The 20297-nt window shown below is 75.7% G+C and carries 13 protein-coding genes; 8 read left to right on the plus strand and 5 right to left on the minus strand.

The features are described 5' to 3' along the window. Window positions 1-74: 74 nt before the first annotated feature. On the plus strand, window positions 75-1190 hold the full coding sequence (locus F4556_RS07935) for a GlxA family transcriptional regulator (RefSeq protein WP_184912863.1): 1116 nt from the start codon (window positions 75-77) through the stop codon (window positions 1188-1190). Here F4556_RS07935 and F4556_RS07940 read toward each other — a convergent pair. Continuing rightward, on the minus strand, window positions 1085-2083 hold the full coding sequence (locus F4556_RS07940; RefSeq protein ID WP_184912865.1) for a hypothetical protein: 999 nt from the start codon (window positions 2081-2083) through the stop codon (window positions 1085-1087). The two genes, F4556_RS07935 and F4556_RS07940, sit on opposite strands and share 106 nt — an antisense overlap. Then, the gene (locus F4556_RS07945; protein ID WP_184912867.1) at window positions 2080-2427 is read right to left on the minus strand and encodes a PadR family transcriptional regulator; all 348 of its coding nucleotides are present in this window, start codon (window positions 2425-2427) and stop codon (window positions 2080-2082) included. The genes F4556_RS07940 and F4556_RS07945 overlap by 4 nt, the downstream gene beginning before the upstream one ends. A gap of 135 nt (window positions 2428-2562) precedes the next feature. Between F4556_RS07945 and F4556_RS07950 the strand changes: the two genes are divergently transcribed. Beyond that, a complete protein-coding gene (locus F4556_RS07950; RefSeq protein WP_313068203.1) occupies window positions 2563-3387 on the plus strand; it encodes an ATP-binding cassette domain-containing protein in 825 nt (274 codons plus the stop codon). Next, complete coding sequence (locus tag F4556_RS07955; RefSeq protein WP_184912869.1) at window positions 3384-4040, plus strand: hypothetical protein; 657 nt, start codon at window positions 3384-3386, stop codon at window positions 4038-4040. The genes F4556_RS07950 and F4556_RS07955 overlap by 4 nt, the downstream gene beginning before the upstream one ends. Here the strand turns inward: F4556_RS07955 and F4556_RS07960 are convergent. Beyond that, entirely contained in the window at window positions 4009-5427 is a 1419-nt protein-coding gene (locus F4556_RS07960) for an MFS transporter (protein ID WP_184912871.1), read from the minus strand. The two genes, F4556_RS07955 and F4556_RS07960, sit on opposite strands and share 32 nt — an antisense overlap. A 171-nt stretch (window positions 5428-5598) precedes the next feature. Between F4556_RS07960 and F4556_RS07965 the strand changes: the two genes are divergently transcribed. The 5 genes from F4556_RS07965 to F4556_RS07985 all read left to right on the plus strand — a co-directional run bounded on the left by F4556_RS07965 (window position 5599) and on the right by F4556_RS07985 (window position 16230). Further along, a complete protein-coding gene (locus F4556_RS07965; RefSeq protein WP_184912872.1) occupies window positions 5599-8097 on the plus strand; it encodes a helix-turn-helix transcriptional regulator in 2499 nt (832 codons plus the stop codon). Window positions 8098-8350: 253 nt separating this feature from the next. Further along, window positions 8351-9334, plus strand: coding sequence for an AfsA-related hotdog domain-containing protein (locus F4556_RS07970; protein ID WP_184912874.1), 984 nt, complete (start codon window positions 8351-8353; stop codon window positions 9332-9334). 172 nt (window positions 9335-9506) lie between these two features. After that, on the plus strand, window positions 9507-12164 hold the full coding sequence (locus F4556_RS07975; protein WP_184912876.1) for an AfsR/SARP family transcriptional regulator: 2658 nt from the start codon (window positions 9507-9509) through the stop codon (window positions 12162-12164). A gap of 68 nt (window positions 12165-12232) precedes the next feature. After that, entirely contained in the window at window positions 12233-14461 is a 2229-nt protein-coding gene (locus F4556_RS07980) for an ATP-binding protein (protein WP_246510982.1), read from the plus strand. Next, window positions 14458-16230, plus strand: a complete 1773-nt coding sequence (locus F4556_RS07985) for an AMP-binding protein (RefSeq protein ID WP_184912878.1) — start codon at window positions 14458-14460, stop codon at window positions 16228-16230. Before F4556_RS07980 ends, F4556_RS07985 begins: the two co-directional genes overlap by 4 nt. Before the next feature lie 115 nt (window positions 16231-16345). Here F4556_RS07985 and F4556_RS07990 read toward each other — a convergent pair whose 3' ends face one another. Both F4556_RS07990 and F4556_RS07995 read right to left on the minus strand, forming a co-directional pair. Then, window positions 16346-17302, minus strand: a complete 957-nt coding sequence (locus F4556_RS07990; RefSeq protein ID WP_246510983.1) for a polyprenyl synthetase family protein — start codon at window positions 17300-17302, stop codon at window positions 16346-16348. A gap of 193 nt (window positions 17303-17495) precedes the next feature. Then, window positions 17496-20249 (minus strand): helix-turn-helix transcriptional regulator, encoded by a 2754-nt coding sequence (locus F4556_RS07995; RefSeq protein WP_184912880.1) that lies wholly within the window; start codon window positions 20247-20249, stop codon window positions 17496-17498. Window positions 20250-20297: the final 48 nt, after the last annotated feature.

The following is a 20297-nucleotide window of genomic DNA, read 5'->3' on the forward strand; positions in this document are numbered from 1 at the left end:
TGAGGGCTCCACTCTGCGGCGGGCCGGCGGTGTGAAACAGTGATCACGCTGCCAAGCTTCCGGAGGTTCTGGCCATGCATCGGATCGCCGTGGTGGCCGTTCCGCCGGTCACCGCCTTCGACCTCGCCATCCCCGAACTGGTCTTCGGTGCGGCGGAGGTGAACGGCGGCCCGGGCTACCAGGTGCGGATCTGCACGCCCGAACCCGGGCCGGTCGACACCCTCGGCAGCCTCCAGGTGGTCGTCCCGCACGGGCTGGAGGCGCTGGAGCAGGCGGACACCGTCATGGTGACCGGCTCGGGCGCCCGCTTCGACGCCGACCCCCGGGTGCTGACGGCACTGCGGGCGGCCGCCGCCCGGGGCGCGCGGATCGCGTCGATCTGCACCGGCGCCTTCGTGCTGGCCCAGGCCGGGCTGCTGGACGGGCGCAGCGCCACCACGTACTGGGTGCAGGCGGGCGCGCTCGCCCACCGCTTTCCGGCGGTCCGGGTGCGGCCGGACGTCCTGTTCGTCGAGGACGGGCCGGTGCTGACCTCGGCCGGGCTGACCGCGGGCATCGACCTCTGCCTGCACATGGTCCGGGCCGACCACGGCGCGGCCGTGGCCAACGCGGTGGCCCGGCTGACGGTCATCTCGGCGGTCCGGCACGGCGGGCAGGAGCAGGTGGTCGGCGAGCCGGTGGCGGCCGCCGACGGAAGTTCGCTCGCGGCGACCCGGAGCTGGGCACTGGAGCGCCTGGCCGAACCGCTGTCGTTGGCGGAGCTGGCGGCGCACGCGAGGATCAGCGTCCGTACCCTCAACCGGCGGTTCCTGGCCGAGACCGGCCACAGTCCGCTGCAGTGGCTGGTGGCCCAGCGGGTCGAGCGGGCAAGGGAGTTGCTGGAGTCGACCACCCTGCCGATGGAGCTGGTGGCCCAGCGGAGCGGCCTGGGCGGTGCGGACTCGCTGCGCCGGCACCTGCTCCAGCGGGTGGGCATGACGCCGCGCGCCTACCGTGCGGCATTCGCGTCCTCGGTGGGGCGCGGCGCCCGGCCCACCCCCGGCAAGGGGGAGGGCCGGGCGTCGCAGCCTGAACCGACGCCCCGTCAGGCGGGGTCGGACGGTTCGGTCGCCCGGCCCCGGCGGACGAGGTGGACCACCCCGGCCAGTGCCACGGCCGCGCCGAGCGAGGCGAGGGAGGCTCCCAGATAGCCGAGCGCCATGCGCTGGTAGTCCGACTCGGCGAAGACCCCGACCACGAACCGCAGCAGCCAGGGCACGACCCCGAGCCCGACACCGAGCGCCAGGAGCCGGTCGGGCCGGCGGCCGGACAGCCGGGCCGCCAGGACTACCGCCGTCACCACGCTCAGCCACAGCGGCAGCAGGGCGAACACGCTCGTCGAGGTACCCACGAAGAGCCCGGCCCCGTACTGGCTCAACGCGATCATCGGGAGCCCGACTCCGAGCGCGAGGCCCGTCATCTCCCACCGGCCCCGCTGCGTGACGTCCACCAGACCGGCCGGTGCGAGCAGCATCAGGGCGCCGACCAGCGCCGTACCCGCCATCTCCCCCAGCACCCAAACGGATTGCGGCTCGAAGACGCTCGACACGCCGATGCTGAGCAGGGTCGACACCACAACCGTGATCCTGGCGGCCCGCCACCGCCCCAGCAGGGCGAGCCCGAGGGCGAGCAGCCACGGCGCGGTGGTGGTCACCAGGAAGACCGCGCTCACGATGGCGTAGCGGAGACCGAGATTGGGGAACGGGTACCTCAGCCGGTGGACCATCTCACGCAGCTCGGGCAGCAGGAAGTACAGCGCGAACCCGGCCGCGAGGGCGAGCGCGACCGGGGCGGCCCCGGCCAGCACCCGGCCGGCCGGGTCGGTCGGGCCGATCCGCAGGCGCAGGCGCAGGGCGTGCGTGGCCAGGTCGCGGCGCTCCCGGAGCACCGCGCGCCGGGGCTGTCCTTCGGTGGCGTCGGCGAAGACCGCGGCGATGTCCTCGCCGTGGGCGGCGCGGTAGCGGGCGGGGTAGAGGCCGAGCAGCAGGCGGCCCGGCTGCGGGGCGGCATGGCTCCCCGTCCAAGCGCTCGTCAGGTCGGTCATCCGGTCGCTCCGTTCAGGCGCAGCCGTGCGGCGGCGAGTCGGCGTTCGACCTCGGCGGCGGCGGTCCGGAGGCGGCCGGCCTCCTCGGCCAGCAGGTCCTGGCCCTGACCGGTGAGGGCGAAGGTACGGCGCAGCCGTCCGCTGACCACCTGCTCGCTCTCGATCCGGACCAGGCCCTGCTGCAGCAGCCGGTCGAGCGCGGTGTAGAGGGTGCCGGTGCTCAGGCGGCTCTGGCCGCCGGAGATGGCCAGCACCTCCTGGATGATCGCGTAGCCGTGCCGGGGGGCGTCGGCCAGTGCGGTGAGCACGAGCCGGGTCGGCTCCTGGAGTTGACGTTCGGTCATGCGGCGAGCATAGGACTACTGTCGCTATATGTCGATGGTCGGACGATACTCGGTCCTCATTCCGGTCCTACTCCCCGCCGCGTACGATCCCGCCTGATCCCGGCGGACGGCGCCGGAGCGAGGGGGAGTTGCGGCGTGCTGCGTCTGGCGGCGGTGGGCAAGGTGTACCGGGGCGGGCACCCGGTCCTGGTCGAGGCCGACCTCGAACTCCCGCCGGGTGAGGTGGTCTCGGTCGCCGGGGGCAACGGCTCCGGCAAGTCCACCCTGCTCAGGATCGTGGCCGGGCTGTCCCGGCCGAGCTCGGGCGCGGTGTCGGGGCGGCCCGAGGTGGTCGGCTGGGTGCCGGACCGCTTCCCGCCGCACGAGCGGCTCTCCGCCCTGAACTACCTTCGGCACCTGGGCCGGGTCCGGGGCCTGTCCGGCCGGGCCGCCACCGCCCGGGCCGGCGAACTGCTGGAGCGGCTGGCCCTGGTGGGCGGCAGCCGCACCGCGATCCGCGAGCTCTCCAAGGGGAACGCCCAGAAGGTCGCGGTCGCCCAGGCCCTGCTGGTACCGCCGGAGCTCCTGGTGCTCGACGAGCCGTGGTCCGGCCTGGACGCCGCCGCGCAGGGCACGCTGGTGACACTGATCGGCGAGGTGGCCGCAGCCGGTGGCGCGGTGCTCTTCACCGAGCACCGGGAAGCGCTGTCCTGGTCGGCCGCCTCGCGGGCGTACCGGATCGACTCGGGGCGGGTGGTGCCGATCCGGCTTCAAGTACAGCTGTGCGAAGTCGAGTTGACCGGCGGGGAGCAGCTTGTGGACTGGTCGGCGCTGGCGGGCGTACGGGAGGTGGTGCGGCAGAACGACCGGCTCACCCTGCTGGTGGCCGCTCCGGACTCCGACGCGCTGCTGCTGACCGCGCTGCGCCACGGCTGGACGGTCCTCGGGCTGCGGCGGCTCGGCGGGGGCGGTTCGCGATGACCGCGCTCTGCCGCTTCACGCTGGCCAGGCTGCTGCACTCCCAGCGGTATCTGCCGCCCGTGCTGCTGTTCCTCGCCCTGGTGACGGTGCTCACCAGCAGCGATTCCGGTCCACTGACCGCCGTGTACGGCGTCTGCGCGGGCTCGATGTTCCTGACGTCCTGTTGGCTGACGGTGAGTCTGGTCAATCTCGACGAGCCCCAAGGCCGGGCGATCGCCGTCGTCAGCAGCGGCAGCGCGCGTCGGCTGTTCGCCGCCGACGCGCTGGTGGCGCTGGGGATCTGCCTGCTGCTCACCCTCTTCGGCCTGGCCTACCCGCTGGTCGCGGGCCACCACACCGTCCAGGGCGTGCAGTTGCTGGTCGGGGCGGCCGCCCAGCTGACGGCCGCGGCCACCGGCATCGCCCTCGGCCTGGTCTGCTCCCGGCCGGTGGTCGGCCGCCCCGGGTACTCACTGCTGGCGGCACTCGGCTCGGCCCTGGTGCTGCCGCTGGTGCCCCGGCTGCCGCCGCTCAACCCGCTGCTGACCCTGCTGGCCGGGCGGCGCCCGGCCGCCGAACTGGTCTGGCCGGTCGGCGGACTGGCCGTGCTCGCGGCCGGGCTGGCCGTCGCCGCCGTCCTCGTCACCGACTTCGTCGCGGCGCGCCGGGAGTAGCCACCGGGTCGGTACGTCGGCGCAGGTGCAGGGCCAGCAGCCCCACGGTGGCCAGCGCCGGGAGCACGGTGACGCCGAGCAGCACGCCCAGCTCGGCACCGGCGGACTGGGCGGCGGCGTGGCCGGTGTCCGAGGAGACGTAGCCGAACAGCTGGAGCACCAGGCCGTAGGCGAACGAGCCCAGCGCGAGGCCGAGCACCTCCCCGGTGGCGAACACCCCCGAGAACACGCCCGCCTGTTGGCGGCCGGTGCGGGCGGTGTCCCGGGCGATGTACTCGGGGAGCATCGCGTACGCGCAGAGCAGCTGCCCGGCGTGGCCGGCGCCCGCCACTCCCCAGAGCAGCAGCGCGAGCGCGACCGGCAGGGCCGGTGCGGCCAGCAGGGTCAGGCAGCCGGCCAGGAACAGCAGGTTGGCGATGGTGTAGCCGGCCCGGTTGCCGAGCCGGGCGGCCAGCTTGGACCAGAGCCCGACCGCGAGCAGGTTGGGGGCCACGTACGCCGCCACCGCGACACCCGTGGCGGTCGGGTCGCCGATCACGTGCCGGGCGAAGTACGGGGCGCCGGCCAGGAAGCAGCCGGTCGCCAGGGTCTGCACCACCGCGCAGGCGAACAGCACCCGGAACGGGCCGTTGGCGCGGGCGACCGCGAGCTGGCGGCGCAGGCTGGGCTCGCTGGACAGCACCTGGTGGCTCCGGGCCCTGGCCGTGCCCAGGAAGGCCGCGAGGGCGCCGACCACCACCACCCCCGCCCCGAACAGACCGGCCCAGCGGTGCCCGGCGAGACCGCCGCCCGCCGCCTCCACCACGGCCGGACCGACCGCACCGGCCACCAGCGCGGCCAGGCCGATCACCGCCACCCGGCCGCCGACCAGCCGGATCCGGTCCTCGGTGCGGTGGGTGATGTCGGCCGGGATGGCCGCGTACGGGACCTGGAAGAAGCCGAACGCGGTTGCGGTGAGCAGGAATCCGGCCGCCGTCAGCCAGACCCCCGCCGTGCCGTCGGCCACCCCGGCGAAGGTCGAGGCCAGGAAGAGCGCCACCGCGAGACCGCCGAACAGCACGTACGGGCGGCGGGCACCCCAGCGTCCGGTGGTGCGGTCGGTGAGCCGTCCGGCCAGCGGGTTGAGCACGGCGCTCCACACCTTGGGGAGCAGCACGATCAGACCGGCCAGCGCCGCGCCGACCCCGAGGGTGTCGGTCAGGTAGGGCAGCAGAAGCAGTCCGGGCAGGGTGTTGAAGGTGCCGGTCACCAGGGAGCCGGCGGCGTAGCCCCAGCGCACCCGGCGGGAGCGCTCGGGGGCGTCTTCGGCAGCATGGACGGGTTCTGGGTACGGCTCGTTGGCCGTGCCCTGGACGGGAGGTGCGAGCTCCCCGGATTCGATGGCCATGACTCCCGAGGATGGCGGCCGGAAACGCCGGGGACCAGTCGGGGTTCTCCCCCACAGGGTGCGGCCGGGCTCCCGAACAGCACCGATCGCTCGGGTCACTTGCTGCCACACCGCTACCGGACAGCGTCGGACGCTTGGCGTGTCAGGGGCTTCCCGGACAGGCTTCCTGCCATGACAACCGAGCCGGACCGCGACGCCCTGGTGGGGCGACGGGGGGAACTGCAGCTGCTGGAACAGGCCCTGCGCCTCACCCGCTCCACGGGTGCGGACGGTCACGCGCGGATCGTCTCGGTCGGCGGGGAACCCTGGATCGGCAAGACCCGACTGCTGGCCGAACTGGCCGCGCTGGCCGGTACGGAGGGCTGGCGGGTGGCCGTCGGCCGGGCCGGGCGGACCGGGACCGCCACCCCGTTCGAGCTGGTGGTGGACGCGCTGGACGATCAACTGGCGCTGTCCGGGCTGGAGTTGCCGGACCGGCTGGCGGGCCGGCTGAGCCGGGTGTTCCCCGCGCTGGGCGGCGCCGGAGCCGAGGTCAGCGGAGGGGACGAGTACTGGTTGATCCGGGCGGTGCGCAGCGTACTGGAACTGCTGGCGGACGGGCCAGGGCTGCTGCTGGTGCTGGACGACGCCCACCGGGCCGACCCGCTGACGCTGGATCTGCTCGACCACCTGGCGCGGCACCCGCCCAGGGGCCGGCTGCTGACCGTACTGGCGCACCGGGACTCCCCCGCCGCGAACCGGCTCGCCACGCTGCGCGGCACCGGCGGCGGACAGCCTTGGCACCACCTGGAGTTGGGGCCGCTGGCGGCGCACGAGGCGGCCGCGCTGCTCGGGCCCGGGCTCGATCCGGTGGACCGTCAGGTGCTGCTGCGGGACGCGGCCGGGGTGCCCGGGCTGCTCCGGGCCTGCGCGAGGCCCGACCCCGAGCCGGTCGGCACGTTCGAGCTGGCGACCGCGCAGCCGACGCCGGGCGGCGGTCCGGTGGCGCTGGACTTCGGCCCGCTCTCCGGCGCCGCATGGCGCACCGCCTGGGCGGCGGCCACCCTCGGGGGCGCGGTCACCCCGCAGCCGGTGGCCGAGGTGGCCGGGCTGCCGCTGGCCCAAGTACTGCTCGCGATCGACGAGTTGCAGGCCGAGGCACTGCTCCGGCCGGAGCCGGACGGGCCCGGCTTCCGGTTCCGGCACCCGGCGGTGCGGGCGCTGCTGCTGCGCGGCGGCCGGGCCGGCTGGCAGTACGGGGCGGCGGGGCGGGCGGTCTCCGCACTACGCCGCACCGGCGCCCCCGCCGGGCTGCCGGCGGCCCACCTGGAGCGGGCGCCCTCGCTCGGGCCGACGGAGCGTCAGCTGCTGCTGGCCGGAGCGACCGCCGACCTGTACCGGGCCCCGGCGGCGGCGGTCCGACGGCTGCGCCGCTGGGCTGCCGAGACCGGCGAACCGGCGGCGATCGCAGCTCAGTTGGGCCAGGCGCTGACGCTGGCCGGGCGGGGCGAGGAGGCGCTGGCGGCGTACGCCGGGGCCAGGACGGCCGAGGACCGGCAGCTGACGGCCGAGGCGGAGTCCTCGGCGCTGCGCGGGCTGGGCCGCTGGGCGGCCGCCCGGGAGCTGCTGGCGAGCGCCGAGGGCGTCGAACTCGCCTGGGCCGCCCTGGCGTTGGAGGTCGGCGACCCGGTCGGCGGACGGACCGCCGCGCAGTGGGCCGAGCACGGGTACCTCCGGGCCGGCCGGCTGGGCGACGCCGCCGCGCAGGCCCACGCGCTGGCGCTGCTGGCCGCCGCGCACGCCGCCGACGAGCGGTTCGCCGAGGCGGCGGAGGTGGCGGGGGCGGCGGCCGAACGGCTGGCGGGGCGGGAACTCCCACTGCACCGGCTGGAGTCGGTGCGCTGGCTGACCGAGGCCGAGCTCTACCTCGGACGTCGGCACCGGGCCGAGGCGCTGCTCGGCCGGGCCTTCGAGGCGGTGCTCGACTCCGGCCAGTGGCAGCTGCTCGGCCGCACCGCGCTCGGGCTGTCCCGGGCCAGATGGGAGGCCGGGGACCTGGCCGGAGCGGCCGACCGGGCGGTACTGGCGGTGGCGGCCGGACGGCGGTTCCCCAGCCCGCCGCTGGCGGTGGACGCCCTGCTCTGGCACAGCCGGATCAGGCTCGCCGGGCGGGACGTCCCGGGCGCCCACCGGGCGGCGGCCGCCGCCGGGCGGGAGGCGGCTGGCCTGGGCCGGCTGTGGCAGCGCCGGGTCGAGGAGACGCTGCGCATCCTCGGCACCGTACCGGCCACGGCCGAGGCCGTCCCGGTCCGACGGCCGCCAGGGGCCGGGCTCACCGCGCTCACGGACGCGCAACTCCTGGACGCCGGGCTCGCGGACGTCGGGCTCGCGGACGCCGGTCCCGACCGGACGGAGCCGCCGGGGCTGGCCGGGCTCAGCAGACGTGAGGTGCAGGTCGCGCTGCTGGTCAGCGAGGGGTGCACCAACCAGCAGATCGCCGGCCGGATGGGCGTGAGCGCGAAGACCGTGGAGACGTACCTGAGCCGGATCTTCCGCAAGCTCGGCATCGTCTCCCGGGCGCAGGTCGCCCACCTGGTCGGCCTGGACGGACGGCTGCGCCGCCCTTCGGGACCGGGTGGCCCTGCTCCACGGATCGGGGGCAACCCGTGGAGCGGGCCAGGGGCCGTCTGACGAAGGGTCAGAGAGCCCGACGGGCGGGAGCGCCCCGGAGGGGGATCACCTGGCGCTGCCGACGGGTTCCACTCTGCGGGCCGTGCCCTGAGTACCGCTAAAGCATCACTGAGGCGCTGACCGGCAGTTCTGGCCAGTCAACTTGCTGCCACCGTGCCGTGCTGGCCCCGGCCGGTCCGGTGCGGCGACGCTGGCGGACGGGCGGTCGGCAGCCGACCCGGTCGATGCACGGCGCCGCAGCAGAGGAGGACGCATGAGAGGCGAGAGTGCCGCCACCGCGGAGTTGGGCACGGGCCACGACATCCGGCACCTGATCCACTGCCCGCCGTCCTGGGACCACTACCTGCTCGACGCGCCGAGCAACGGCGAGGAACGCTTCGTGCTGGCCGGGGAGATCCCGCTCCGGCACCCGCTGTTCAACGACGGTTCCGGACACTTCCACGACCACCAGCTGACCACCGAGGCGATCCGGGAGATCGGCGAGTTCGTCGGGCACCAGTACTTCGGGGTGCCCGCGCAACGGCGCGGCCTGTTCTACCGGTTCAGCCTGGAGCTGACCGATCTCGCGGCCTGGCGGGCGGAGTCCCGGCCGGCCCGGATGACCACCGACATCCGGGCCACCCCCGCCCACTCGGTGCACGGTGTGCCGCGCGGGCTCGACTTCCACCTGTCCGTCCAGATCGACGACGTGCCGTGCGGGACGGGCAGCGCGGGCCTGGTGTTCGTCCCGCCGGTGCTGCACCGCACCCATCAGGAGCACAGCAGTTGGGCGGTCCGCGCCACGCCCGAGCTGGCGGACGAGCCGGACGGCCCGACCTGGCCGGTGCCACCCACCTCGGTCGGCCGGGCGGCGCCGCAGAACGTGGTGATCAGCGAGCCGACCGAGAGCACCCGGGGGCAGCTCAGCACCTGGGTGCTGCCCCGCGCCGACCACCCGGTGCTGGGCGGCGGCGGACCGCACGTCTCCGGCACGCTGCTGCTCGAATCGCTGCGCCAGGCCTCGCTGTTGGCGGCGTCCCGGGCCTTCGGACTGGCGCCGGGACGGTCCACCCTGGTGGCCACCGACATCCACGTCAGCGGCTACGCCGAGACCGACCTGCCGTTGCGCTGCGCGGTGGTCCCCGGTCAGCTCGGCCGGGACGCGGCCGGACGGCCCGCCGTCCCGGTCACCCTGACCCTGACCCAGCACCGGCGGGCCGTGGCCGAGGCCAGGACCACCGTCGTCCAGGACTTCTGACGGACCAGAACGTCCGAGCGACCAGTACTTCTCCGACCTGCCTGGCCAGGCCGTCGGAGATTCCACCGACACAGGACCGGGCCACGGGGGCGGACGTGATCGAGCGCAACGAGCGGACCAACGGGAGAGCTGCGTCGTGCCGGGCACGCGCCGGGCGAAACGAGGCGTGGACATGAGCGGGTTGAGGTTCAGGATCCTGGGACCGCTGGAGATCGAGGGGGCGGCCGGGCCAGGTGTCTCGTACACCCCGGGCGCGGCGAAGGTCCGAGGGGTGCTCGGCGCGCTGCTGGTCAACGCGAACGGGACGGTCTCGGTCGACAGTCTGATCGACGAGCTCTGGCAGGACGACCCGCCGCGCACCGCGACCACCACGCTCCAGGTCTACGTCTCCCAGCTGCGCAAGATCTTCCGGCGGGCCGCTCCCGAGAACGGCGCCCCGGTGCTGCTCACCCAGCCCCGCGGCTACCGGATCCGGATCGACGCCGACCAGCTCGACCTGACCACCTTCGAGGGCCTCTACCAGCGCGGGCGGGAGGCACTGGAGGCGGGCGACCACGCCGCCGCCGCCGAGCTGCAGGGCCGGGCGCTCGCCCTCTGGCGCGGGCCGCTGCTCGGCGACACCCCGCACGGTCCGCTGCTGGACGCCGCGTCGGTCCGGCTGCTGGAGGCCAGGACGGCCGCGCTGGAGCAGCGCATCCTGGCCGACCTCCAGCTCGGCCGGCACCGCGACCTGATCCCCGAACTCCGCTCACTGGTCGAGGAGTTCCCGCTCCGGGAGGAGCTGCACGGCCAGCTGATGCTGGCCCTGTACCGGGCCGGCCGGCAGGCCGAGGCGCTCCGGGCGTACGGTGCGCTGCGCCGCACCCTGGTGAACGAGCTGGCGATCGAGCCGGGCGCACCCGTGCAGCTGCTGCACCAGCGCATCCTGGCCGGCGACCGGCAGCTCGCCACTCCCGAACCGATCGGCTCACCGGCGCTGGCCCTCGGCTCGGCCGCCGAGCCGCCGGTGGTGCACGGACTCCCGCCCGCCGACCCGGCGTTCACCGGCCGGGAGGACGAACTGGCCGAGATCGACCGGCTGTTGCGCGCCGCCCCGCCCGGGGCGTTCGTGGCGCTGGCCGGGCAGCCCGGCGTCGGCAAGACGGCGCTCGCGGTGGCCGCCGCCCACCACAGCGCCGACGCCTTCCCGCACGGTCAGCTCTTCCTCGACCTCCGGCCCGAGCCCGGTCGCCGGCTCGAACCGGCCGCCGCCATCTCGGCCCTGCTGCGCCGTGCGGGCGCCCCGGTTCCGGCCGGCGGCGACCCGGCCGATCTGCACGAGGCCCTACAGCAACTGCTGGCCGGGCGACGCCTGTTGCTGGTCCTGGACAACGTCAGCTCGGAGGCCCAGCTGCGCCCGCTGCTGCCCACCTCGGCGGGCAGCAGCGCGATCGTCACCGGCCGCCGGCTGCCGGCCGGTCTGGACGGGGTGCGGCCGCTGGTGCTGGACGTGCTCGGCCCGCGCGCGGCGCTGGCCGTGTTCGAGGCGGCCGCCGGACCGGCCAGGGCGGCCGAGCACCCGGCGGCGGTGGCCGAACTGCTGGAACTCTGCGGCGGGTTGCCACTGGCCATCCGGGTCGGCACGGCGCAGCTGAACGCCCGGCCGCACTGGTCCGCCGAGTCGCTGGCCGGCCGGCTGCGCGACCGGCGTTCCCGGCTGTCCGAGCTCCGGATCGGCGGACTGGACGTCCGGGAGCGACTGCTGTCCGCCTACCAGGACGCCGGCCGGACCGAGCAACGCACCTTCCGGCTGCTGGCCCTGCTGCCCGACCACTTCGAACCGTGGGCGGTCAGCGCGGTGCTCGGCCTCGACCCGCACGACCGGCGCACCCCGGTCGGCACCGCCCGACTGCTGGACGCGCTGGCCGACGACCACCTGCTGACCGCCGACCACGACGGCCCGCAACCCGGCCGCTACCGGCTGCCCGAGCTGCTCCGGCTGCTGGCCGCCGAGCGGCTGGCCGAGGAGGAGGGCGAGGACACCGTCCGGGCGGCCACCAGGCGGCTGTGCGACGCGTACGTCCGGGTCGCCGAGGAGGCGGACGCCGTCCTGAATCCGCGTCAGGCGGGCGTCCGGATGGCCCGGGACAACGGTGGTGACGCACCGTCCGAGTGGTTCGCCCGCGAGCTCGGGCCGCTCACCCAGGTGGTCCGACAGGCCTATCTGGCCGGGCTCTGGGAGCAGACCGTACGGCTGACCACCGCGCTGACCGGCCATCTGGAGTCGCACGCGCGGTGGCGGGCCTGGGAGCAGACCCACACCCTCGCGCTGGACGCCGCCCGGCAGCTCGGGGACCGCTCCGGCGAGGCGCGGCTGCTCGGCTCGCTGGGTGACCTGGCCTGGCAGCACCGGCGGACGGCCGAGGCGCGGGACCGCTACGAGGCGGCCCGGCGGGTGGCGGAGGACTGCGGCGACCAGGTCGCCCGGAGCCGGGCACTGGTCGGCCTGGCCGACCTCTGGCTGGACGGCGGCGAGGTCCCGGAGGCCGCCGCCCTGCTGACGGCCGCCCTCGCCGCACTGCCGCCCGGCCGGCCACGCGAGCGCTACCACGTGCTGCGGGCCATGGCGTTGACCGCCCTGCTGGCGGAGGGTCCGACGGCGGCGCGGTCCAGGTTCACCGAGTGCCTGGAGATCGCCCAGACCCTGCGGGACCGCCGTCTTGAGGCCCACGCCAGGCGCGCGCTGCGCCGCCTGCACGACCCGGACGACGACCCGGCCGGCTGCCTGGAGATCCGCCCCGGCGTCTGGCGCCTGCGCAGCCCGGCCCCGCTGACGCCGGCGCTGGTCTGACGGCGCTTTAGCGGGGCTTCAGCGGGTGCGGCCAGTCTGGAGGGTGGACTTCGGACAGGGGGCGAACGATGGCGGTCTCGCAGATGGCGGTCGGGACGTGGCAGGCCGTCGAGCTGGTCGGCCGTGAGTGGGAACGGCTCGCGCTGGTGGGGCGGTTGCGCGATCCCTCGGTCCGGCTGCTGACCCTCACCGGCCCCGGCGGGGTCGGCAAGAGCGGGCTGGTACGGGCCGTCCGGCCCGAGCTGGCCGAGCTGTTCGGCGAGCCGGGGTACGCGGACCTGAGCGAGGGCGGCCGGCCGGTGGACGGGGTGGTGGGACCCCAAGGCCCGGACGGCCGAAGGTTGCTGGTGCTGGACGGCTGTGATCACCACGGTGCCCCGCTCGGCACCGCCGTCGCCGAACTGCTGCGCCGGGACGACCGGTTGGTGGTGCTGGCGACCGGTCAGCAGCCGCTCCGGGTCTACGGCGAGCGGCTGTTCCCGGTGGCACCGCTGCCGGTACCGCCGCCGGGCGACGATCCCGAGGAGCTGCGGGAGGTGGCCTCGGTCGAGCTGTTCGTCCGCCGGGCCCGCGAGGCGGACCCGGCGTTCGCCCTCACTGCCGGGAACGGCCGGGCGGTCGCCGAACTCTGCGGATTGCTCGAAGGACTGCCGCTGGCCCTGGAACTGGCCGCCCGGCAGCTCCGGCTGCACACCCCGCACGACCTGCTGGACCGGCTGCGCCGCCGGGGCGTCGTCCTTGGCGGCGGCCCGTTCGACGCGCCCGAACGGCACCGCTCGCTGACCGCGCTGGCCGCCTGGAGCTGCCGCGGCCTGCCCCCGGAGTCGGCCGCGCTGCTCGAACAACTCGCCTGCTTTCCGGGCGGGTTCACCACCGCCACGGCCGAACGGCTCGGACCCGCCGACGGCGTCCTGGACGTGCTGCTTGACCGCGGCCTGGTGGTCCGGCAGCCGACCCTGCCCGGACACCCCAGGCTCGCCGTGCCGGAGCCGGTCCGCTCGTACGCCAGGACCGCGCTCGCCGCCTCCGCCGAGGGCAGCCGGGAGCAGGCCGCGCTGGACCGGCGGACGGCGGAGTGCCGGCGCCTGCTGGCCGCCGCCGAACCCCGGCTGTCCGGCACCGAGCAGAGCCGCTGGCTGGACGCCGTCCAAGCCGAACACGCCAATGTGCTGGCCACGTTGGACCGGCTGCGGGAGCGGGGCGAGCCCGAGGCCACCGCCGCCATCCTGCTCGCCTGCCGGCTGCCCTGGCTGACCCGGGGTCACCTGCGCGAGGGGCTGGCCAGGGCCGACCGGGCGGCCGGGGAGGCGGTGCCGGAGCCGGTCCGGGCTCGACTCCTTGACCTGGCCGGCGCGTTCGCTGCGGCGCTCGGCGACCCGGCCGGGGCGGTCGGTCGGCAGCGGGCCGCGCTGGCGCTGGCCCGGCCGCTGGGCGACCGCAGGCTGAACGCCCTGCTGGCGGCCCGGCTCGGCGGCGCGCTGCGCCGGCTGGACGACCCGGCCGGGGCCGAGCAGGCGCTCGGCCCGGCGCTGGAGACACTGGAGTCGCTCGGCGCCGCCGGGGCGGCCGTCGAGGCCGGGACCGAACTCGCCCGGGTGCTGCTCGACCGAGGCGACCGGGGTGACCGGCTCCGGGCTGCCGAGCTGCTCGACCGGGTGGTGGCGGCGGCCCGGCGGATCGGCGACGGCCGGGCGCTGGCCGGGGCACTGGGCGTGCTGGCCTGTACGGCCGAGGACCCGGCGACCGCCGGGCAGGCGCTGCGGGAGGGCCTGCGACTCTACGGGACGGTCGGCGAGCGGACCGAACTGCCCGCCGCCCTGGAGGACTTCGCACTCCACCTGCTACGCGCCGCGCCCGTCCAGCAGCCGCGTGCCGCTGCCCTGCTGGCCGCCGCCGAGGCGCTGCGCGGCGAGCTGGGCACCGAGCCGGACGGGCGGCGCCGGGCCGCGCTCGCCGACGCGCTGGACGGTCTGCGCGACCGGCTGCGCCCGCACGGCTTCGCGGTCGCCTGGGCCGAGGGCCGACGGCTGTCACCGGCCGCGGCGGTCGCCGAGGCACTGGCGGCTCCGGACCTGTCCCGGCGCGCCGCCGCGCCCGGGCCTGCGGGCGGACAGTCGCTGACGGCACGCCAGTTGCAGGTCGCGATGCTGGTCGCGGAGGGGCTGACCAACCGTCAGATCGCGGCCCGGATGGCGCTCTCCGAGTGGACCGTGGTCAACCACGTCCGCCAGGTGATGCGTCGGCTCGGCTGCGCCTCCCGGGTCCAGGTCGCCTGGTCGATCGGCCGCTGGTCATGAACCACCGCACCGAGGCTCGACTCAGCGGCCCCGCCGCCCTGTTCGCCGCCGCTACGCCGCCCGCCGAGTCGGCGGCCCGGCACCGGGCGGCCGGGTGGTGGCGGGACGAGACCTTCCTGCACGACCTGTACCGGGTGGCGGCCCGCGCGCCCGACCGCCCCGCGATCGTCTCGCACCGCGCCCACCGTCCGGCCGGCCGTCGGATCGTCACCGTCGACTACGGGCAACTGGCCTGCTACGTGGACCGGTTCGCCGGGGCGCTGCGCTCGCTCGGCCTGGGCCCGGGCGACCCGGTCGCCTTCCAGTTGCCCAGCTGGTGGGAGACCTCCGCGCTCACCCTGGCCTGTCTGCGGATCGGCGCGGTCGCGGTGCCCGTCCTGCCCACCCTGCGGGCGCACGGCCTGGAGCGGGTGCTCGGCGACCTGCGGGCCCGGGTCTGCGTGGTGCCGGACGAGTGGGAGGGCTTCGGCCACGCCCAGGCCCTGGCCGAACTGGCCCACCGGCTGCCCTGGTTGCGCCACCGGGTGGTGATCGGCGACGCCGCCGCGACCGGCGCGGTGGACTTCGCCGAGTACTTCCTGCGCACCCCGCACGAACAACTCCCGTCGACTGCCGGCCCGTTCCGCGCGGACCCGGACCGGACCGCGCTGGCGGTCACCGTGATGGGCCTGGGCGACAGCTACACCTCGGCCCTGCACTCACCCAACACCCTGTACGCGGGCCTGCGTTCGCAGCAGCGGGCACCCGGCCTCGGCCCCGGGCCCGGCGAGGTGGTCTACTCGGCGCTGCCGCTGACTTCGCTGGCCTCACTGCTGTTCACCGTGTACTGGCCGCCCGCGGTCGGCGGCACGGCGGTGTTCCAGGACGTCTGGGACCCGGACAGCTGCCTCGACCTGCTGGAGCAGGCCGGGGTCACCCGGGCGTACGCGGCCCCGGTGTACTGGGCCGAGGTGCTGGCCGCGCAGCGGCGTACGCCACGGCACCCGGCGGCCCTCCGGCTGATCCTGTCCGGCGGGCGGACCCGCACCCCGGCCGGGCTGCTGGCCGAACTGCCCGCCGCGCTCGGCGCTCCGGCGGTCGGGGTCTGGGGCTCACCCGAGGTGGGCCTCGGCACGGTGGCCCGGGGCGAGACCCCGGCCGAACGCAGCGCCGAGAGCGACGGCCGCCCGCTGCCCGGCCTGGAGCTCTCCCCGCTGTCGGAGCTGCCCCGGCCCCCAGGCGCCCCGGCCGTCGAACCGCTCCGGGTGCGCGGCCCTGCGGTCTGCCTGGCCTGCTGGCCGCACGGCGCCGAGGCGCTCCAGCTCTCCTGGGAGCAGGACGAAGGCTGGCTGGACACCGGGGACCTGGCCAGGGCCGACGGGCTCGGCGGCGTCCAGGTGGTGCAGTGGGCCGGCCACCGGACCGGTGCGATCTTCCTCGTTCCGGTGGCCGAGCTGGAGGACGGGCTGCTCGCACACCCGTCGGTACGGGAGGCCGCCGTGGTCGGCTACCCGGACCCGGACCACGGCGAACTCACCTGCGCGGTGGTGGTCCCCACCGTCGGGGCGGCCCCGCCGGGGCTGCCGGAGCTGCGCCGCCACCTGACGGCCCGTGGGATCGCCGAAGCCTTCCTGCCCACCCGCCTGGAACTGGCCGGCTCGCTCCCCCGCGACACCCACGGAGCGGTACGGGCCGAGGCCCTCCGCACCTGGCTGGACCGCCCCCGCCCGGGGCACACGCGAAGGTGGCACACGCCAGGGGCTCGGGGAACTGCGACGCCAGCCTCGTAAGACGTGATCCGTACGTAAATGGTCAGGCACTTTCGCAGTGACCCCGGCGCCAGATCTCCTCGCAGTTCCCCGAGCCCCTGGATAGTGCAACCGAGCGCCCGTGCCAAAAGCCTTCCTACCAGGCCCCAGCCAGCACCAACCTCCCCGCCAGACTGACCAGTTCGCGGTGCCAGCCGCTCCGCAGCGGCGCCTCCGCGAGAGCCCGGTCGGCTTCGTTGACCAGCCGCATGATGAGGTCTTCGGTGCGGTCCTTCTCCTCCCGCCCGAGCAGGATCTCGCAGAGCATCCGGGCGTGCCAGTCACTGGCCGCCCCGCTGTCCAGGAAGCCCCGCAGCCGCCACGCCGCGTGCAGCCGCCCGGCGTAGTCGCGGTACTCGTCCGTCAGGTCCGGCCGCCCGGCCAGTGCGGCGCCGAGCAGCAGCGGCTCCCGCACCGCGTACCAGCCGGCCGCGCACCCCGGGGTGCAGCCCTCCAGGCAGCCCAGCGGCCAGGGGTCGTCCAGGTACTCGGTCCTGGTGGCCGCCTCGGCGTGGGCGCCGAGCACCCGGGCGATCCGCAGCTGGTCCCAGACCGCCCGGGCCTCGCCGCCCAGCCCGGCCACCAGGCGGTCGGCGTACGCCACCGCGAGGTCACCGGCCAGCGTGGCGGTGGCCTCGCCGAACCGGCGGGACTCGCCGCGCCAGCCGTTCCGCTCGTGCTCGGCGGCGTGGCCGACGTGCGGGGTCGGGATGCCCCGCCGGAGCGGGACGTTCTCGCGAACGTCGCCCCGGATCAGGTGACAGGTGTCGAGCAGCTCCAGCGCGGCCGCCAGGTCGATCACCTGGGCGTCGGCCGGGCTGCCGCCGGCCGCCAGGTAGCCGGTCAGCAGCAGGGTGGCCCTGGTCCGTTCACCCCCGGCGGTGACCTGGTCGGCCAGCGCCCGGATCGGGGTGACGGCCCGGGGGTCCGCTCCCCGGGTGGCGGAGTGCTCGGCGGCCAGCAGGCCGCGCAGCCGTTCCTCCACCCGGTCCAGCATCCTGGCCCGGAGCAGTTCGGGCACAGCCGGGTCGGACAGCTGGAACGGCGTTGCCATGGTGTGCCTCCCTGGATCGGCTCGGGTCTGTCACCAAGCCTCTCGAACGGGCGGCCCGCCCACAATGCGATCCGGCCCCGGAGGACACACTTCCCCACCTCGCGGCGGGGAATCGTCCCATCCCGGCCATGTCTGACATGGACGCGGGACGTTCTTGCCATCCTCTTGCCACTGTCCGGCTCCTGACGGTCCGTCACGCGTGCTCGGCGGCTCCGAGCAGGTGCAGGTCCACCGGCAACTGCTGCCGACGGGTGATGTTCAGCTTCCGGTAGACCCGGGTGAGGTGCTGCTCGACCGTGCTGATCGTGATGTAGAGCTTCATCGCGATCTCCCGGTTGGTGTGCCCGTGCACCGCGAGCATCGCCACCCGCTTCTCCGACTCGCTGAGCCGGGCGTCGAGTTCGGCGTAACCGACGTCGGTACGGCCGCCCTCGGGTGCGCCGGGCGTCACGGTGTGGCCGGGCAGGATCCGCTCGCGCAGGGCGTGCGCCCCGCACTCGTCGGCCAGGTGCCAGGCCCGCCGGTTCACCATGTTGGCCCGGTTGCTGTCGCCGGTCTCCTTCAGCACCTGCCCGAAGTCGGCCATCGCCAGCACCAGTTCGTACGTGTCGCCGACCGTGCGCAGCTCGTCCACCGCGCGGGCGAGCAGCACCTGCCGCTCCTTGGGCTCGCTCAGGGCCGCCTTCAGCCGGAGCGAGATGCCGTGCACCCACGGGTGCGCGGCGTCCTTGGAACCGAGCTGGTCCGCGACGAAGCGGGCCGCCTGGTGCGCCTCGCCGAGCTGGATCAGCGCCTCCGCCGCCCCGATCCGCCACGGCAGCAGCAGCGGCCGGTCCAGCCCCCACCGCCGCATGGTGCGGCCGATCTGCAGGAAGTCGCCGAGCGCGGCGTGGAACCGGTTGGTGGCCAGGTGGTACTGACCACGCGCGCGCAGGTGGGCCAGCCCCTGGAAGCTGCCCGCCAGTCCTTCCGGCAGCGGCCTGGCCAGTTCGCGGGCCGCCGCGTCGTGCCGGCCCATCGCGGTGCAGGCCCGAATCAGGGTGGCCGAGACACCGGCCGCGAAGACGCTGCCGCCGCGCTCGGGCAGCAGGTCCATCGCGGCCGCGGCCCGGCTCTCCGCCCCGGTCAGATCGCCCTGCCGGAGCAGCACTTCGGCTCCCAGTGCGGTGAACGCCGCCTGCCAGCCGGGGGCGCCGGCCCGGATCGCCGCCTCGGTGTACAGGTGGCACCAGGGCATCGCCCGGGCCGGGCCCTCGGTGAGCAGCAGCGCCCGGACCGCCTGGCCGATCGGCGCCACGGTGGCCTCGGAGAGCGTCGCGCCGCGCAGGAAGAGCTCGGCGGCCGCCCCTGACGATCCGTCGACGGCGTACTCGGGGATGGTCCACAACGTGGTCGGCGAACCGGCCCGGACCTGCCTCGGCGCCGCGCCGGGCTCCATCGGCGGCGCGGCGGTCCAGCGCGGGAAGGCGGACAGGCCGTCCAGCGGGTCGGCCCAACGGCCCCCCTGTCCCGGCCGGTTGACGCTGTCCCGGCCGGCACCGTCCCGGACAGCACCGTCCGGAGCAGCCGGGTCCTGGGCGGTGATCCGCTCCAGCACCTCGGCCGCCTCGTCGATCCGGCCCTGGGTGGCCAGCAGTCTGGCCAGCGCGGCCAGCCTGGCCGGGGCGAGCGAGCCCGCCCTGAGCAGCTCCAGCGGGCCCGTCAGGTGGCGTTCGGCGGCGCCCGGGTCGGAGCGCGCGGCGATCGCGGCCAGCATGGTGCGGAACTGGGCGCGCTGTTCGTCGTCGGCACCGCTCCGGTCGGCCAACTCCAGGCAGGCGGAGGCCCGTTCGGCCGCGCCGTCGGCCAGCAGCTGTTCGGCCGCCTCGTGCAGCACCGGCACCGCCCAGGGCAGGTCGGTACGGTCGGCGGCGAGCAGCTGGGCGGCCACCGAGGAGGCCGCCGCCCCGCTCCGGTGGGCGAGTTCGGCGGCCCGCCGGTGCAGCTCGGCGCGCGCGCTGTCGTCGGTCCACTCGAGCACGGCGGCCCGGGCGGCGGGGTAGCGGAACCGGGCACCGTCCAGGATGCCGGCCGCGCTGAGCGCCTGGACGCCACGGTTCACGGTGGCCAGCGGCAGGTCGAGCAGCCGGGCGGCGCGCTCGGCGGTGGCCAGGTCGTCCAGCACGGCCAGCACCTCGGCGAGTTCACGGACCGCCGGGCCGCACCGGTAGAGGCAGGTGAGCACGGCCTGCGCGTACGCGCCGCCGACCTCGGGCTCCTGCGCCCCGGTGACCCGGTGCTCCTCGACCATCGCGCGCAGCAGCAGCGGATTGCCGCCGGTGGCCTCGGCGAACCGGCCGGCCAGCCGCTCGGCCGCGTCCGGGCCGAGCTGTTCGGCCACCAGCCGGGCCACCGCGGCCGCGTTCAGCCGCTCCAGCCGGATCCGCAGGAAGTTCGGGCGGCGGAGCAGCTCGGTGCCGAACACCGGGTCGTCGCCGCGCTCGTGCACCGACTCGGTGAGCACCAGCAGGATCCGCGCCCAGCGGGTGCTGCGGGCCAGGTGCAGCAGGTACGCGCAGGACTGGTCGTCGGCGTGGTGCACGTCGTCCACCACGATCACCACCGGGGCCAGCGCGGCGAGTTCACCGGCCGCCGCCGAGAACGCCTGCATCGCACCGACGTTCGCGTTGCCCGGCTCCCCCGTGAGCTCGGGCAGTACGCCGGGCGGTGTGCAGGCGGTCAGCTGCCGCAGGATGCCCAGCGGGAGGTCACGTTCCGCGGCCGATCCGAGGGCGCGCAGCACGGTGGCCCCGGCGGCCTCGGCCCGGTCCGCCACGGCGTCGGCGAGCTCGCTCTTCCCGCAGCCCACCGCCCCTTCGACCAGGACGATCCTGGCCTGGCCGGCGGCGGTGCCGGCCAGTGCTGAATCCATTGCGGCGAGTTCTGCTTCACGGTCGATCAGCGTCATTGGATCCCCCGTTTTCCCGCATGACAAACAGCGCCGAGAATTCGGCCG

Source organism: Kitasatospora gansuensis (assembly GCF_014203705.1).
Taxonomy (GTDB): Bacteria; Actinomycetota; Actinomycetes; order Streptomycetales; family Streptomycetaceae; genus Kitasatospora; species Kitasatospora gansuensis.

Excerpts from the sequence above, each read along its gene's own strand:
- F4556_RS07935 (WP_184912863.1), top strand. The coding sequence starts at position 75 with ATGCATCGGATCGCCGTGGTGGCCGTTCCGCCGGTCACCGCCTTCGAC.
- F4556_RS07970 (WP_184912874.1), top strand. The coding sequence starts at position 8,351 with ATGAGAGGCGAGAGTGCCGCCACCGCGGAGTTGGGCACGGGCCACGAC.
- F4556_RS07985 (WP_184912878.1), top strand. The coding sequence starts at position 14,458 with ATGAACCACCGCACCGAGGCTCGACTCAGCGGCCCCGCCGCCCTGTTC.
- F4556_RS07955 (WP_184912869.1), top strand. The coding sequence starts at position 3,384 with ATGACCGCGCTCTGCCGCTTCACGCTGGCCAGGCTGCTGCACTCCCAG.
- F4556_RS07945 (WP_184912867.1), bottom strand. The coding sequence starts at position 2,427 with ATGACCGAACGTCAACTCCAGGAGCCGACCCGGCTCGTGCTCACCGCA.
- F4556_RS07960 (WP_184912871.1), bottom strand. The coding sequence starts at position 5,427 with ATGGCCATCGAATCCGGGGAGCTCGCACCTCCCGTCCAGGGCACGGCC.
- F4556_RS07965 (WP_184912872.1), top strand. The coding sequence starts at position 5,599 with ATGACAACCGAGCCGGACCGCGACGCCCTGGTGGGGCGACGGGGGGAA.
- F4556_RS07990 (WP_246510983.1), bottom strand. The coding sequence starts at position 17,302 with ATGGCAACGCCGTTCCAGCTGTCCGACCCGGCTGTGCCCGAACTGCTC.
- F4556_RS07975 (WP_184912876.1), top strand. The coding sequence starts at position 9,507 with ATGAGCGGGTTGAGGTTCAGGATCCTGGGACCGCTGGAGATCGAGGGG.
- F4556_RS07980 (WP_246510982.1), top strand. The coding sequence starts at position 12,233 with ATGGCGGTCTCGCAGATGGCGGTCGGGACGTGGCAGGCCGTCGAGCTG.
- F4556_RS07940 (WP_184912865.1), bottom strand. The coding sequence starts at position 2,083 with ATGACCGACCTGACGAGCGCTTGGACGGGGAGCCATGCCGCCCCGCAG.
- F4556_RS07995 (WP_184912880.1), bottom strand. The coding sequence starts at position 20,249 with ATGACGCTGATCGACCGTGAAGCAGAACTCGCCGCAATGGATTCAGCA.